This window comes from Psychroserpens sp. (assembly GCF_034670085.1).
GTDB lineage: Bacteria > Bacteroidota > Bacteroidia > Flavobacteriales > Flavobacteriaceae > Psychroserpens.
This window is the reverse complement of the sequence record NZ_JAXMOD010000001.1, coordinates 540,730-556,966: the sequence shown is the minus strand read 5'-3', so window position 1 is coordinate 556,966 and position 16,237 is coordinate 540,730. Positions and strand designations below refer to the sequence as shown.

The 16,237-nt window shown below is 33.2% G+C and carries 15 protein-coding genes and 1 tRNA gene; 6 read left to right on the top strand and 10 right to left on the bottom strand.

Annotation, left to right across the window (positions count from 1 at the left end):
• Positions 1 to 3 precede the first annotated feature (3 nt).
• Complete coding sequence (locus VOI25_RS02350) at positions 4 to 1,218, top strand: MFS transporter (RefSeq protein WP_323787340.1); 1,215 nt, start codon at positions 4 to 6, stop codon at positions 1,216 to 1,218.
• A 49-nt stretch (positions 1,219 to 1,267) separates the two neighbouring features.
• On the top strand, positions 1,268 to 1,693 hold the full coding sequence (locus VOI25_RS02345; RefSeq protein ID WP_323787339.1) for a hypothetical protein: 426 nt from the start codon (positions 1,268 to 1,270) through the stop codon (positions 1,691 to 1,693).
• Between the two features lies 1 nt (position 1,694).
• On the opposite strand, the gene VOI25_RS02340 is transcribed toward VOI25_RS02345, so the two are convergent.
• The 6 genes from VOI25_RS02340 to VOI25_RS02315 are packed head-to-tail and all read right to left on the bottom strand — an operon-like array spanning position 1,695 to position 7,094.
• Positions 1,695 to 2,855, bottom strand: a complete 1,161-nt coding sequence (locus VOI25_RS02340; protein WP_323787338.1) for a metal ABC transporter permease — start codon at positions 2,853 to 2,855, stop codon at positions 1,695 to 1,697.
• Positions 2,848 to 3,975 carry a metal ABC transporter permease gene (locus tag VOI25_RS02335; RefSeq protein WP_323787337.1) on the bottom strand — a complete coding sequence of 376 codons (1,128 nt, stop codon included), beginning with the start codon at positions 3,973 to 3,975 and terminating at the stop codon, positions 2,848 to 2,850. The genes VOI25_RS02340 and VOI25_RS02335 overlap by 8 nt, the downstream gene beginning before the upstream one ends.
• Positions 3,975 to 4,712: a metal ABC transporter ATP-binding protein gene (locus VOI25_RS02330; protein ID WP_323787628.1), complete on the bottom strand. Its 738-nt coding sequence runs from the start codon at positions 4,710 to 4,712 to the stop codon at positions 3,975 to 3,977. Before VOI25_RS02330 ends, VOI25_RS02335 begins: the two co-directional genes overlap by 1 nt.
• Positions 4,712 to 5,629, bottom strand: a complete 918-nt coding sequence (locus VOI25_RS02325) for a metal ABC transporter solute-binding protein, Zn/Mn family (RefSeq protein ID WP_323787336.1) — start codon at positions 5,627 to 5,629, stop codon at positions 4,712 to 4,714. The genes VOI25_RS02330 and VOI25_RS02325 overlap by 1 nt, the downstream gene beginning before the upstream one ends.
• Before the next feature lie 6 nt (positions 5,630 to 5,635).
• Positions 5,636 to 6,448 carry a transporter gene (locus VOI25_RS02320; RefSeq protein ID WP_323787335.1) on the bottom strand — a complete coding sequence of 271 codons (813 nt, stop codon included), beginning with the start codon at positions 6,446 to 6,448 and terminating at the stop codon, positions 5,636 to 5,638.
• A complete protein-coding gene (locus VOI25_RS02315) occupies positions 6,438 to 7,094 on the bottom strand; it encodes a metal-dependent transcriptional regulator (protein WP_323787334.1) in 657 nt (218 codons plus the stop codon). The genes VOI25_RS02320 and VOI25_RS02315 overlap by 11 nt, the downstream gene beginning before the upstream one ends.
• A gap of 125 nt (positions 7,095 to 7,219) precedes the next feature.
• Here VOI25_RS02315 and VOI25_RS02310 point away from each other — a divergent pair, with 125 nt between their 5' ends.
• Positions 7,220 to 9,247, top strand: coding sequence for a S9 family peptidase (locus VOI25_RS02310; protein ID WP_323787333.1), 2,028 nt, complete (start codon positions 7,220 to 7,222; stop codon positions 9,245 to 9,247).
• Between the two features lie 119 nt (positions 9,248 to 9,366).
• Here the strand turns inward: VOI25_RS02310 and VOI25_RS02305 are convergent, their stop codons facing one another.
• The 4 genes from VOI25_RS02305 to VOI25_RS02290 form a co-directional block, all read right to left on the bottom strand.
• The gene (locus VOI25_RS02305; RefSeq protein WP_323787332.1) at positions 9,367 to 9,507 is read right to left on the bottom strand and encodes a FeoB-associated Cys-rich membrane protein; all 141 of its coding nucleotides are present in this window, start codon (positions 9,505 to 9,507) and stop codon (positions 9,367 to 9,369) included.
• A 1-nt stretch (position 9,508) separates the two neighbouring features.
• Entirely contained in the window at positions 9,509 to 11,608 is a 2,100-nt protein-coding gene (gene feoB, locus VOI25_RS02300) for a ferrous iron transport protein B (protein WP_323787331.1), read from the bottom strand.
• Positions 11,601 to 11,834 (bottom strand): FeoA family protein, encoded by a 234-nt coding sequence (locus VOI25_RS02295; RefSeq protein ID WP_323787330.1) that lies wholly within the window; start codon positions 11,832 to 11,834, stop codon positions 11,601 to 11,603. Before VOI25_RS02295 ends, feoB begins: the two co-directional genes overlap by 8 nt.
• A gap of 72 nt (positions 11,835 to 11,906) precedes the next feature.
• Positions 11,907 to 12,575, bottom strand: a complete 669-nt coding sequence (locus VOI25_RS02290; protein ID WP_323787329.1) for an SCO family protein — start codon at positions 12,573 to 12,575, stop codon at positions 11,907 to 11,909.
• A gap of 114 nt (positions 12,576 to 12,689) precedes the next feature.
• Between VOI25_RS02290 and VOI25_RS02285 the strand changes: the two genes are divergently transcribed.
• The 3 genes from VOI25_RS02285 (at position 12,690) to VOI25_RS02275 (ending at position 16,193) form a co-directional block, all read left to right on the top strand.
• Entirely contained in the window at positions 12,690 to 14,630 is a 1,941-nt protein-coding gene (locus tag VOI25_RS02285) for a M1 family aminopeptidase (protein ID WP_323787328.1), read from the top strand.
• A gap of 77 nt (positions 14,631 to 14,707) precedes the next feature.
• Positions 14,708 to 16,033, top strand: a complete 1,326-nt coding sequence (gene rseP / locus VOI25_RS02280) for an RIP metalloprotease RseP (protein WP_323787327.1) — start codon at positions 14,708 to 14,710, stop codon at positions 16,031 to 16,033.
• Positions 16,034 to 16,119: 86 nt separating this feature from the next.
• Positions 16,120 to 16,193, top strand: a tRNA-Asn gene (locus VOI25_RS02275).
• The last annotated feature ends 44 nt before the right edge of the window (positions 16,194 to 16,237 follow it).

Sequence of the window (16,237 nt, the reverse complement as noted above, 5' to 3'; positions counted from 1 at the left end):
AGAATGGAAAAACACACACATACATTTAATGCACTACTATATGCCATTTCAAACGGAATAGAAAGAGCTTCTTATTATGGTATTCGCTCCATATTAATCCTTTATATGGTCAGTGAAAGTTTAGGCATGACAAGATTTGAAGCACTTGGTTTTTATGGTTGGTTGACACTTAGTTTTTACCTTTCTAAGGTTATAGGATCTTTATTAGGAGATCTTCTAATAGGAAATAAATTAGCTATTTTATTTGGAGGTTTATTGCAAACACTCGGTTGTTTTTTACTTTGTTTCTCAAGCATGTCATTTTTATACATTGGTGTTGGTCTTTTAGTAATTGGAAACGGATTATTTTCACCGAATGTATTAGCTCAATTCGGGAAACAGTATTCAAATAAACCCAAAATTATAGATGCAGGATTTTCCGGATTATTCTTCTTTATTAACATAGGTGCTTTTCTAGGTGTAATGCTGATTGGTTTAGTTGGCAGTGAAAATTTTAGCTATGGATTTATTTTTGGAGGCATACTAATGTTACTTGCTACCTTAATAGGCTTTTTTAATACAGATGAAGATTTAGGAACAAAAAAAATGCCTTTGAATTACATTAATGTTATCCATATTCTATTTGTTTTTGTGGCTATTACTTTTTCTGGTATTTTTTGGGCTTGTTATGAAATGTCATCTGGATTGACTTCAATGTATATATTCGATTCAGGATTGGAGTTTTCACATTGGATGAATATTACATCTGGTTCAGGAATCGTATTTACATTAATTTTAGCTATCATTTGGACATTCATTTATACGAATCAATTTGCTAAATTCTGTATAGGATTAATGTTCTCAGCCTTGGCTTTAGGATTGATGATTTCATTTTCTGAAAATTCAGAAGAAGGAAGTACAATGATATTAATTGCGTCAGGTTTATTACTGGCTCTGAGTGAAGCTTTTCTATCTCCAATGCTTTATGCAATTACTACAAAATATTCAAATCCGAAATATCTAGCTATTATTTTAAGTGTAGTGAGTTTGCCAATACTAATATTCAATAAAATTGCAGGTGTAATAAGTGAGCAATCTTCTGAACTTAATGAGTCGACAATATTTATTGTAACTTCAGTTATACTAGTTGTGGTTGCTATAATTGCATCCATAATGTGGTTTGTACAAAAAAATACTGATAAGAATGGGATTTTTAAAAAGACTATAAAATTAGATTAAAAAGGCATAAAATTTGTGATACAGAATTAGTCAACCAAAACGATTACTAATGAAATATCTATTATTATTTGTTCTACTTTTAAGTTCAATAAGCCTAAATGCTCAAGATGTAGCAGGAGTCTATCAATTGAAATCTCAATCAACAGATTCTAATGAATTTGAGCTAAGTCGAACACTTACACTTTATGCCGACGGAACTTTTGAATATTATAATTATCGTAGAATTGAAAGTGGCATTCCTCCAGAAACTCATACGTATGGTAAAGGGACTTGGACCCAAACTAATAAAATCATTTCGTTTGCTACGAAAACTTCAGAATTAGATGATAAATTTACTTTAGATTTTAGCGGAACTAAAGCCAGATTTATTAGTAAATCACCAAGAGATAAATCCGACAGGGTTATTGACACATCCATCAGATTTTTTGAATCTGAAATATCTTGGATAACAGGAAACAAGCTTATTAAGCAATAAATTAGCCTCTAAATAAGAAGAAATCATCTTTCATGTCTTCTATCTGAGAGTCTTCATTGGTTATAATATAGTCAATTGCTTGGGTTGTGAATTCATCACCCTTTGAGGTCAATGAAACAATATTTTTATCAATTTCAATCATATTGTTTTTCATGGCTAAATCTAAAACTGTTTTTGAACGTACTTTTTGCCAATTGATATGTTCATTTAAATGATTAACATGACGTTCTCGTTCATCTTCATGATTTTTTAAGTGCAGTAAAAATGTGAGTAAGGAGACTTCTGTTCGTTGTTGTTTTTCTCTATAAATGACAGCAATAATACCTTTGCTTGGCGCAAATAAATACACGAATAAAAACAATATACCAAGCATTGTTGTTATAGATCCAGATATAGAAGCGTCTAACCAATGTGCAAACCAATAACCAGAAACGGCACTAAATACACCAAAAATAATGGATAAAATGAGCATCTTCTTTAAGTTTGTTGTCAATAGGTAAGCTGATGCAGCTGGAGCAATCATTAATGCCACAACTAGAATAGCTCCCACAGCATCAAACGCACCAACGGTTGTTACCGAAGACACAGTCATTAATCCGTAATGAATAATAACTGGAGAAAATCCTAGGGAAGCTGACAAGCCTTTATCAAATGTACTCAGCTTTAATTCTTTGAAAAAAGCGAATAATAATGCAATGGTTATGATGAGTATGCTTCCAATAATCCATAGGGATTTCGGACCAACATCAATTCCTGAAATAAGTAAACGATCAAAAGGTGCAAAAGCTAATTCTCCAAGCAACACGGCATCAATGTCTAAATGAATATCATTAGCGTTTTTCGCAATCATAATCACACCAATACTAAACAAGACGGGAAAGACCAATCCTATTGCTGTGTCCTCTTTTACCAATCCAGTTTTTTGTATATATTCAACTAATACAACAGTAATTACACCAGTAATAGCGGCAAGCAGAATTAGTAAAGGTGAATTTAAATCTTGTGTTATAAAAAAACCAATTACAATTCCTGGTAAAATTGAATGACTAATGGCATCACTTATCATTGCCATTTTTCGAAGCACTAAAAATGTGCCTGGAATTGCACAAGCTATCGCAACCAGACTCGCTATGATTTGTATTTCTATTTGCGCACTACTCATCTTGTTTGGTCAATTGGTTATATAGATTTAAAGCTGAATTAAAACCTTCAGTAGTTAAACTCCAAGTCGATCCTTCGAGTGTTACATAGTTTTTCTCCACTAATTTTTTTAAAGTGCCTTTTGTGAATCCTTGAAAATTATTTAAAATTTTAACTTCGTGTGGATGCGAAATATCTTCGTGTGTTTCAGCAATATGATACATAAAAGCTAAGGTTTTATGAAGCTCTAAATCACGCCTATTTTTGATAAAACGGATTTGTTTGAAAAGTAAACCTCGACTTGGTGAAAACACAAAAGAGACAAATACAAATACAGCTGCAACAATAACAATAACTGGTCCAGTTGATAAATTGTTTTGACTTGCGCTGATTGCAGTTCCAAATACACCTGAAAACGCTCCAAATAAGGCAGCAAGAAACACCATTTTAGAAAGGCTGTTTGTCCATTGACGAGCTGCTGCTGCTGGCGCTAATAACATGGCACTCATTAATACAACACCAACAGTTTGAAGACCTAAAACGATTGCTAAAACTATAAAACTTGTTATTAGAATATCTATAGTTTTAGTATTAAAACCAAGTGTTTTGGCATAGTCTTTATCAAATAATAAAATCTTAAATTCTTTCCAAAATAGTAGGAGTACAAAAAGGCAAATTCCAGTCACAATAGCCATCATCCATACATCACTTTCAACTAACGTTGCTGCTTGCCCGAATAAATATTTATCCAATCCTGCTTGATTGGCATTAGGTTGTTTTTGTATGAATGTAAGTAATAACATTCCGAAGCCAAAAAACAAAGAAAGAATGAGTCCTAAAGCGGTATCAGATTTTAGATGTGTTTTAGTTATAATTCCTCTAATCCAAAAGGTACCAATCAAACCACTAACTAAAGCGCCTAGCAGTAAAGTATTGCTATCTTTTGCACCTGTAATTAAGAACGAAATTGCGATGCCTGGCAAAGCTGCATGAGAAATTGCATCACCTAAAAGACTTTGTTTTCTAAGTACAGCAAAGCTCCCTAACATTCCTGTGACAGCTCCTAAAATAGCTGTTCCAAGTGTGATGGTTCGCAATGTGTAGTCTGAAAAGACTAAAGAAAAATACTCTTGGATATCCATTATTCCTGAATACTTACTTTGTAATTAATTCCATAGGTCTTAGTTAAATTATCATCATTAAAAATGTCTTTAACAGGACCAGTGGCTATTTTTTTCACGTTCAAAAAGGTAACCCAATCAAAATACTCAGGAACGGTTTGTAAATCGTGATGGACTACAATAACAGTCTTACCCGATTTTCGGAGTTCTTTTAAAATATTGATAATTGCTATTTCTGTTGTTGCATCTACACCTTGAAATGGTTCATCCATAAAATAAATTGATGCATCCTGAACTAAAGCCCTTGCCAAAAATATGCGTTGTTGTTGTCCACCTGATAACTGACTAATTTGTCGGTTTTTAAAAGGTAGCATTCCTACTTTTTCAAGCGCCTCTAACGCAGCCTTTTTTTCTTTTTGTCTCGGACGTTTTATCCATCCTAAACTTCCGTAAGTACCCATTGTTACTACATCAAGAGCAGTGGTTGGAAAGTCCCAATCTACACTTCCTTTTTGTGGTACATAGGCAACTAATGACCGTTGTTTTTCATAAGACTTGCCATAAATAGTAACGCTTCCTGCAATAGGCTTTAGGATTCCTAAAATAGATTTAATAAGTGTTGATTTTCCTGCACCATTGGGTCCAACAATAGCCATAAGTACGCCTTCCGGAATTTCTAAATCAATATCCCAAAGTACTGGCTTATAGTTGTAAGCTACTGTTAAATCATCTATTTGAACTGCAATTTTGTGTTCCATCATTTAAGCGCATTAACAATTGTATTTACATTGTATTCAAACATCCCAATGTACGTGCCTTCAATAGTTCCAGCATTTCCTAAAGCATCAGAATATAAAGTGCCACCAATTGAAACGTCATGACCTTTAGATTTCACCGCAGCTTTTAAGGCTTCAATAGTTCGTTTAGGAACCGAACTTTCTACAAAAATAGCTTTAATGTTTTTTTCGATAATAAATGTAGATAATTTTTGTACATCTTGAACGCCAGCTTCAGTTGCAGTAGATAAGCCTTGTAATCCAACGACTTCAAAACCGTAGGCTTTTCCAAAGTAATTAAAGGCATCATGAGCGGTTACTAAAACCCTTTTTTCTTTTGGTAGTGTTTCAATAATACCTTCCAATTTTGTCTGAAGCGCTACTAGTTTATTAATATATGAAGTATGATTAGATGTATAATGGTCTTCATTTTCAGGGTCTTTTTCTATAAGCACTTGTGTCACTTTTTCGGCAAATTGCATAAAATAATCAATATTAAACCACACATGAGGATCGTAATTAGATGCAAAATAATCTGACCCAATCAAGGTGTTTTTATCTAATTCTTCTCCTAACGCAATTGGTGTTTTTGTTTGGCTTCCCATTTTTTCAAAAACCTCAACAAGTTTACCTTCAAGATGCAAACCGTTGTAAAAGATAATATCTGCGTTCACGAGTTTTGTCACATCGCCTTCACTTGCCTTATAAAGATGAGGATCAACTCCACTTCCCATTAAACCTTTAAGGTTGATATGATTACCTCCAATGTTTTTGACTAAATCTGTTATCATAGAAGTAGTAGTAACCACGTTGAGTTTTCCGTTAGAAGGCGTGTCATTTTTGCAACTTAAAAAAGGAATAATAAGTAGTAAAGTGAATAGTGTTTTGATTGTCTTCATGTTTTTTTATTTAGTAGGTAATTTGAAACTCACTCCAGCACTGAGCAATAGATCTTGGCCTTTAGTAATTGAAGACCCAAAAGTGGCATCTAATTGAACAGTATTAGAAATTAAATATGTTAAACCAGTATTCCAAAAATGATTGGCTTTATTATCCTCAGGAAAATCTCCATAAAACTCAAAATAAGCGCCTAAATTATCGGTAATACCATAGCCATATGACAAGGAGTAAATGTAAGCTGCTTCTGGTGAATCATCTCCCCATTGCGCCCCTAAATTATAGGATAGACTAGATTTTTCACTTAATGTATGTGCGAATGAAAATCTGAAATCAACACCAGTTGTTTCAGGTTTATAGTCTTGACTTGCAGTAAACGGAAGATATAAATGACATAGAAATCCCATTTCTGGCATCCAATCTTTTTCTTTAGAAATTCCAATTTTGGCACCAAAAAGGAGAGGATTAAATCCGCTAGTAACATCATTTAATTTGCTTCCATTAATAGTGGTTTGTCCTTCAACAAAATCCCAACCAATGCGTAATTCTAAATTGTCAAATAATCCCAAACGCACTAAAGTAGTATTATAGGTAAATGTTTCTGTTGTTATAGAATGGTCTTCAAAACTTTCATAAAACCCACCAGTTTCTACTTGAATAAAACCAGGCGCAATTGTTTGAGGTGATTCTGTAGCATCAGGTCTATCAGTTATTAAAGGTTCAGAAATTGTAACTGAATCCTCATTTGGTTGTGCAAATAAACTGCCACAAGAAGATACGATTGGTAAGAAAAGCAACAGTAAATTATTTTTAATTTTCATCAACATATATGATTTTAGTAAAGTTTTCATTCAACACAATGGTATTAGAACCAATTAATATTTGGGTCATTTTGTTACCGCTAAATTGTTTGATAATTGAGAGTGTATTTCGATATTTAATTTCGTTTAGTGCGCAGAACTCAAAAAATTCTTTATCATCACTCATTAATCTAGCGATTGTATATGTTTTTCCTTCTTCAGCATCCGAAAGGGAAATAGATGTATCTGTTGTAGTGATTTCACCATCAGCATTAGGAATTGGATCTCCATGAGGATCGAATTTTGGGTGACCTAAATATTCACTAATTTTTTCTGCGAGTAAATCTGAAGTTTGGTGCTCTAGTAATTCAGCTTCGCGATGAATATCATGTAGTGATAAATCAAACATTTTAAATAATAAAGCTTCCCAGAGTCGATGTTTACGCACGACATTAAGTGCCATTTTTTTGCCTTTCTCAGTGAGTTGAAGTGCTTGGTACTTTTGGTAATGCAATAAATCTTTTGCAGCTAATTTTTTCGCCATGTCTGTAGCTGCAGGATTAGAAATTCCTAGTTGTTTAGCTATATTTCCTGGTTTGGTATCTTTGATATCATGCTTGTCGTTGTTGTAAATAGCTTTTACAAAATTTTCGATGGCTACGGACATTATTTTGAGTGCTTTAATTAATTTTTAAGCTTGCTTAAATATTTTACAAATGTAACTAAAATATTTAAGTTAGGACGGTTTTCTTATAATTAGTAATTTCACGTTTTAATTTTAAAGATCTTCACATGTCTCGATTTTGTACACTTTTAATTTTAGTTTTTACATTTCAATTCGTTCTTGCTCAGGCTGAAAAAACACCATTTCAACCCTTAGATGTTTTTGAATTAGAATGGGCTTCAGATCCTCAAATTTCTCCTGATGGTTCACAAATAGTTTACAAACGAAATGGTTTTGATATTATGAATGACAAATCCCAAGGAAATCTTTGGATTATCAATTCTGATGGGACTTCACATAGAAAATTAACTTCAAGGGAAGTAAATGAATCACAAGCTAGATGGTCACCAAGTGGAGATCGCATTGCTTTTATAAGTGCAACTACTGAAGGTTCAGAATTATATATGTACTGGACTGCAACTGGACAAATCGCAAAATTATCTCATCTGGAAAAATCACCAGGCAATTTAACATGGTCGCCAAATGGAACACATCTTGCTTTTACAATGTTTATTTCTAAAAAGCCTCCAGTTATAGCTACTATGCCTTCAAAGCCTAAAGGTGCAAACTGGGCGAAACCAGCACGAATAACAGATCGCTTAAAACACGAAAGAGATGGAGGAGGTTATATGGAACCTGGTTTTACACATATTTTTAGTATTCCTTCTGAAGGAGGTTCAGCACATCAAATCACAACAGATGATTATGATCATAATAGCAATTTGTCATTTTCTCCCGATGGAAACACTATTTTTTTTGCTGCAAATAGAGTAGAAGATTGGGAATATAGATTCAATAATAGTGAAATATATAGCGTCAATATCGCGACTAAAAGCATAACTGTATTGACCACTCAAGATGGTCCTGATTATTCACCTAAAGTTTCACCAGATGGGAAAACCATTGCTTTTTTGGGGCATTTGGATAAAGTACAAACTTATCAAAACACCGTTTTGCACCTAATGAATACCGATGGAAGTAATCGTAGAATTATATCTTCAGATTTGGATAGAAGTGTTTCAAATATTTCTTGGGACACCAATGGAAAAGGATTGAATTTCACTTATGATGATAAAGGGAATACTAAAGTTGCATACATTACTATCTCTGGAAAAATCACAAAACTTGCAGATAATTTAGGAGGTACGACCATTGGACGACCTTATGGTGGTGGATCTTTTTCGATGTCAAATAATGGAACAATTGTTTACACACATTCTCGACCAGAATATCCATCAGAGTTAGCAGTGATACAACCAAAACAAAAACGACCAAAATTGATTACCCATTTAAATTCTGATGTTTTAGATTATAGAACATTAGGTCAAGTAGAGGAAGTCTGGTATACCTCAACGTTTGATGGAAGATCTATTCAAGGTTGGATTGTAAAACCGCCTTATTATGATGCGTTTAAATCCTACCCTTTATTGGTTGAAAATCATGGAGGACCAATTTCTAATTATGGTGACCGATTTTCTCCTGAAATGCAATTATATGCAGCTGATGGCTATGTGGTATTTTATCCAAATCCTAGGGGAAGCACAAGTTATGGTGAAGAGTTTGCGAATCTGTTATACAACAATTATCCTGGACAAGATTATAACGATGTAATGGATGGAGTTGACTTTTTAGTCAACAAAGGAATCGTCGATACTAATAAATTATATGTTACTGGAGGAAGTGCAGGAGGTATAATGACAGCTTGGATGATTGGAAAAAACAACCGTTTTAAAGCAGCAGTTGTGCATAAACCTGTTATTAATTGGATAAGTAAAACATTAGTAGCAGACAATTATTTTGGTTATGCTAATTCGAGATATCCTGGACAACCTTGGGAAAATTTTGAAACGTATTGGAAATTCTCACCATTGTCATTGGTTGGAAACATAGAGACACCTACAATGGTAATTGTTGGGTTAAACGATTTGCGCACGCCTCCAAGTGAAGCTAAACAATTATATCATGCTTTAAAACTAAGAAAAATTGAAACCGTATTAGTTGAATTACCAGATGCATCACATGGCATTTATAAAAAACCAAGCAATTTAATTAGTAAGGTTGCTCATACTTTGGCTTGGCTTCGGAAGTATAATTAATTTTTACTTTAATGTAATTTGTTAGGTCGAGCGCAGTCGAGACCTAATTACTCCAATTGTTACTATAAGACCTCTCGACTTTGCTTGAGGTGACAATATGTTATTTTTGAAAAATCGTTTTATTGACATCCACAGCCATCATCTGTACCACAAGCTTTAGATAAAGCCTTTTTTGGTTTCCAGATGAATTTTCGCACTAAAAAAAGTAGAGCAAGTCCAAGTGTAGTAAAAACGAGGATGTTTTGTATAATAGTATTCATCTTATTTCAATACTTGAAAAGCGATTAAAGCTACAATATAAGCAAATCCACTCATGATTACAAGTTGTAAAGTTGGCCATTTCCAACTATTGGTTTCACGTTTAACAATTGCCAAAGTACTCATACATTGCATGGCAAACGCATAAAACAGAAGTAGTGAAATTCCGCTAGCAAAATTAAATAATGGTCCACCTAATATTGGATTTACTTCACCAGCCATTCTATTTTTGATGGTTTCTTCTTCATCGTTACCTACACTATAAATTGTGGCTAAGGTTCCTACAAAAACTTCTCTAGCGGCAAATGAGCTTACAATGGCAATACCAATTTTCCAATCATAACCCAAGGGACGAATTGCAGGCTCAATAGCATGTCCAGCAATCCCAATAAAGGAATGTTCTAATTTATGTGAGGCTATTTTTTGTTGTAATTCTTCAGCAGTTAAATCTTGAGATGCATATTCAGTAGTTACAATACTTTCAGCATTATTAAAGTCTTCACCTGGACCATAAGAGGCCAAAAACCATAATACTATTGAAATTGCTAAGATTATTTTACCAGCTCCAAATACGAATGATTTTGTTTTTTCAATTACAGTTAAAACAACATTTTTAAATAATGGTAATTTGTAATTTGGCATCTCAACTACAAAAAAGGTTTTACTCTTTATCTTAAGTATTTTGTTTAAAATCCAAGCTGAAATTATTGCAGCACCAAATCCGATTAAATATAAAAGCATTAAAGTTAGTGCCTGATAACTTAATCCAATGAATCGGCCTTCAGGAATGACTAAGGCGATAATAATCAGATATACTGGAAGTCTTGCAGAGCAGGTTGTAAAAGGTGTTACTAAAATAGTGATTAAACGTTCTTTCCAACTTTCAATATTTCGAGTTGCCATGATAGCAGGAATCGCACAAGCAGTACCCGAAATTAGTGGCACAACACTTTTTCCGCTTAATCCAAAACGCCTCATAATTCGATCCATTAAGAATACAACACGACTCATATATCCACTTTCTTCTAAAACGGCAATAAATAAAAATAGGAAGGCAATTTGTGGAATAAAAATCACAATGCCTCCAAGACCAGGAATAATACCTTCAGCAATTAAATTTGTAAATGCGCCTTGAGGCAAACTGTTTTTTGTCCATTCACTAAAAGAAGCAAAAACACTGTCTATAAAGTCCATAGGAACACTAGACCAATCGTAAATAGCTTGAAAAATGGTTAATAAAATGACAAAGAATATTAAATAACCCCAAACCTTATGGGTCAAAATTCTATCGAGTTGTATTCGTAAATCTTTAGCAGATTTTAAATCGATAGTTTGGCCTTTTTTAAGGGTATTATTTATAAATTGATACCGTTTTATGGTTTCTTTTTGTTGTAGTCGTTTTAAATCTGCTTTACTCTTTGTTTTAAAACTATTGATAGCATCAATTTCGTTTCTGTCTGTTTTTCCGAAGTTAACATCTTGAGTAATAACCAACCAAAGTTTATATAATAATTGATTTGGAAATGTTTTTTGTAACCCTTCAAAATAATTGGGATCAATTTCAGAGGCATTAACACAAGGTTTGATTGAAAGCTCCTTGAAATTTAATATAAGTTCTTTAAGCTCGTCAATACCTTTATTTTTACGTGTACTTATAAGAGCAATCTTAGTTTTTAATTCTTTTTCTAATAAGGGAATATCTAACTGAATGCCTTTATATTGCATTCGGTCAGACATGTTGATTGCTAAAATGGTAGGAATCTCTAAATCTTTTATTTGGGTATAAAGCAGTAGATTTCGTTTCAGGTTTTCAACATCACTCACTACAACTGCCACATCTGGAAAATCCTTATCGTTTTTATTTAGCAATAATTCAATCACAACGTTTTCGTCCAAAGAAGACGCATTAAGGCTGTAAGTTCCGGGAAGATCTATAATGTGAGCTTTTACACCTCTGGGTAACTTGCAAATCCCTTCTTTTTTTTCAACAGTGATTCCAGGATAATTACCAACTTTTTGGTTCAAACCTGTTAAGGCATTAAAAACAGATGTTTTTCCCGTATTCGGATTCCCAATAAGCGCAACATTAATTTGTTTAGGCATTGGTAATTTCGATTAAAATGTGAATAGCAGTTTCTTTTCTAATGGCTAAGTGTGTTCCATTAATATTTAGATACATAGGATCTGCAAATGGAGCCACTTGAACTAGCTCGACCATATTTCCTGGTAAACACCCCATTTCTAATAACTTAAGAGGAATGTGAATTGATGAGACATCAGTGATAATGCCTTGTTGTCCACGTTTTATGTCAGCTAATGTTGCTTGCAAGCTTATTTAGATTGATTTTAAAGAAGCAAAAATAAGTCAAAAAGTTTATGTAAAGAAATAGTTATCTTAAAACTATTGATATTCTTTTTTCAGTCGTTTGATATCTAGAAGTAAGGAGTCTATTGAAGTCGGACTAATCCCATTGTAAATACCTCTAATTTGTCTGTCTTTATCTATAAGGGCGAAGTTTTCGGTATGAATCATTCCGTAATCTTCAGAATTATCGTCTTTAACTACAAGATACGATTTTCGAGCCAAGTCATAAATTTGTTTGCGATCTCCAGTAACGAGATTCCACTTATTATCATTTACACCTTTTTCGACGGCATATTGCTTTAATTGGGCAACAGAATCTATTTCTGGTGTTACAGAATGTGATAATAATAAAACCTCAGGATCAAGTTTTAATTCTTCTTGAATACGATGCATTTGATCGGTCATTATTGGGCAAATGGTTTGGCATGTTGTAAAAAAGAAGTCAGCGACATAGATTTTTCCTTTGTAAGTATCTTGTGTAATCGTTTCGCCATTTTGATTGATAAGTTTAAAATCTGCTATGGTGTGGTATTTCTTTTTGTGCTGAATTGTACTATCTACAAGAGATGCATCAATTCGGTTTGGTTGATAAATTGGTAAAGGTTGTTCAACCTTAAGGATAGAATAAAAAATAGAAATAATAATTCCTGAAACAACTAATAATACAATGAAAAAGAGTTTAAACTGTTTAAAAAACGCTAGCATGACTTGTTTTTTAGGGCTTTAATGTAAGATTTGAATGCAAAAATACGACACATTTATAACAAATTCAGTACTTTTAACACGCTATATTGCTATAGAAAAGAAAATTAGAACCTCATGAGAATACCATTACTAACGCTTTTTTGTTTATTGTCTTTTAATTTGTTTGCACAAGATTTCAATGAAACCTTAGAAGACGTTCGTATTGCCGAAGCTAAATCGGCCTTAAGCCAAATTATGCATCGTGCCAATTTAAATACTGGTAATTACGATTTAAAATACCACAGATTAGAACTAGAAGTGGATCCTTCGGTTGCTTTTATTACAGGTGATATTACAACTTATTTTGAAGCAAAAGAGAACATGATTGACATTACGTTTGATTTGTCGAATAATATGACAGTATCTCAAGTCGAGCAAAGAGGATCTATGTTGACATTCACGCAAAATTCTGATGATGAATTGATTGTATCATTGCCTGTAATTCAAAATATAGGAGTTTTAGATTCTTTAACGATTAGCTATTCTGGAAATCCAATTAGTTCTGGTCTCGGTTCTTTTGTGCAGGAAACCCATAGTGGTGATCCTACAATTTGGACCTTGTCTGAACCGTATGGAGCAAAAGCTTGGTGGCCATGTAAACAAGATTTGATAGACAAAATAGATTCTATTGATGTATTTATTACATCGCCAACCTTTAATCCAACCAATGAACAATACATTGCAGTTTCCAATGGCTTAGAGCAAAGTCAGATTATAAATGGATTAAATAAAACAACGCATTTCAAACATCGATATCCAATTCCTGCATATCTAATTGCTATTTCTGTAACCAATTACGAAGTATATTCACATCAAGTTCCAAATAATGGTAACCCATTTGATATTGTTAATTATGTGTATTCTGAAAGCTTAGCGAATGCTCAAGCTAGTACACCAGTTACTGTTGATATAATGGACTTGTTTATAAATCTTTTTGAAGCTTATCCATATGAAGATGAAAAGTATGGTCATGCTCAATTTGGTTTCGGAGGAGGCATGGAACACACGACAGTTTCATTTATGGGTGGCTACGGAAGAAATTTAATAGCTCATGAACTAGCTCACCAATGGTTTGGTAACAAAATCACTTGCGGAAGTTGGAAAGATATCTGGCTAAACGAAGGCTTTGCAACGTATTTGTCAGGTCTAGTTTTTGAGAATTTTGATGGCAATGACATATTTAGAGCATGGAAACAACAGCGCATTAGTTCAATCACTTCTCAACCAGGTGGAGCTGTATATTTAAGTGATATCGATACAACAAATGTTGGGCGTATTTTTAGCGGGAGATTGAGTTATAACAAAGGATCTATGGTATTGCACATGCTTCGAAAAAAATTAGGTGACACCAATTTTTTTCAAGCCTTACAAAATTATTTAAGTGCTCCTGAACATGCTTATGGGTATGCAAAAACTGAAGATTTTATTTCTATAGTGGAAACAACTTCAGGTGAAGATTTAACCGAATTCTTTAACGATTGGTTATTCAATCAAGGCTATCCAAGCTATACCGTTAATTGGAATCAACCTACAACAAATGACATTACAATTCAGCTTTCACAAACTCAAAGTCATCCTTCAGTTTCATTTTTTGAAGCTCCAGTTCTAGTGCGTTTATCAGGAACATTAGGTGAACAATTAGATGTGGTATTAGACCATACTTTCAATATGCAACAGTTTACTGAAACCGTAAATTTTGAAGTTCAGAATGTGCTTTTCAACCCAGAATTTGATATTATTTCGGCCAATAATCAAGTGCTTAGTATTGATGATTTTGAAATTGAAAATGAATCTAAACTTAAAGTGTTTCCTAATCCGACTTCAGGACTAATAAATATTCAAAAACCAGAATCTTTAAAGGTCAATTCTATAGCAATTTATAACGCAGTTGGACAACTATTATATCGTTCAGAATGGACAGAAAAAATTGAGGTATCTTCATTCTCTGATGGACTCTTTATTATTCAATTTCAAACAGACAAGGGTGTAATTAATAAAAGTCTACTAAAAAATTAGGTTAAACTCTAAATATAGTTTTCTAAATGACACCAAAACACTACTTTTGTGTCTTGTAAAATTTTGACTAGAGATACATGGAGTTTGTAATACGGATATCACAATTTTTATTAAGCCTTTCACTTCTAATCGTACTGCACGAATTAGGACACTTTATACCTGCAAAGTTATTTAAAACCAAAGTAGAGAAGTTCTACTTATTTTTTGATATCAAATTCTCTTTATTTAAGAAAAAAATAGGAGAAACAGTTTATGGTATTGGATGGTTGCCTCTTGGAGGTTATGTAAAAATAGCCGGAATGATAGATGAAAGCATGGATAAAGAACAAATGTCTCAACCACCTCAGCCATGGGAATTCCGTTCTAAACCTGCTTGGCAACGTTTAATAATTATGCTTGGTGGTGTAACAGTTAACTTTATTTTAGCCTATGTTATTTATGTCTTCATTGCCTTTACATATGGTGATAAAACGACCAAAATAGAAAGCTTAAAAGATGGTTATTGGATTGAAAACGAGTTTCTTCAAGGTTTAGGTTTTAAAACAGGAGACAAAATATTAGCGGTTAATGACATCAAAGTGATAAATGATTATGATGTACGTTCAAACATTATTGGTGCTGAAAAAATAACGATTAAAAGAAATGGTCAGGAACAAGTAATAGATTTACCTGAAGATTTTCTTGGACAATTTACCTCTGCAAAAAGCAAAGAACTTTTTGAACGTCGTATTCCGTTTATGATTGCGAATGTTGATGACTCGTCGTTAAATAAATCACTAGATATTAAAGCTGAAGATATTATTACTGCTATTGATGGAAAGCCATTACGCTATTTTGATCAGTTAGATTCTTTAATGACAAATTATAAGAATCAAACGTTAAATGTTGAATTGTTGAGAGGAGATGAGACCATAACAAGACAATTAAGAGTTGATGAAAATGGAAAATTCGGAATTCAGCCAGCCTATGACAATGATCGATTTGCAGAATTAGGCTATTATGATATTGCTATTCAAACCTACACATTTGGTGAAAGTTTTGGAGCAGGAGCTACAGATTTTGTAGATACGCTTAATAAATATGGAGCTCAATTAAAAGCTATTTTTAATCCAAGCACAGGAGCCTATAAAGGCGTTGGTGGCTTTAAAGCGATTTATAGTATTTTTCCTAGTGTATGGAGTTGGCAAGCATTTTGGATTCTTACGGCCTTTCTTTCAATAATGTTAGGAGTTTTAAATTTATTACCTATACCAGCACTAGATGGAGGACACGTCATGTTTTTATTATTTGAAATGATATCAGGTAGAGCTCCAAGTGAGAAGTTTTTAGAACGCGCTCAACTCGTTGGATTTATAATATTAATTACTTTAGTATTGTTTGCCAATATTAATGATTGGATATAAAAAAGATTAGAATAATTTTTTTGTTTTTTTTGTTTGTGAAACTTAAAAAATAATATATATTTGCGCTCGCAAAAGCGTAGAAACACTCCTCTTTAGCTCAGTTGGTTAGAGCATCTGACTGTTAATCAGAGGGTCCTTGGTTCGAGCCCAAGAAGAGGAGCAAAAAAAAGTTCAACAGAAATGTTGGACTTTTTTTGTGGATTA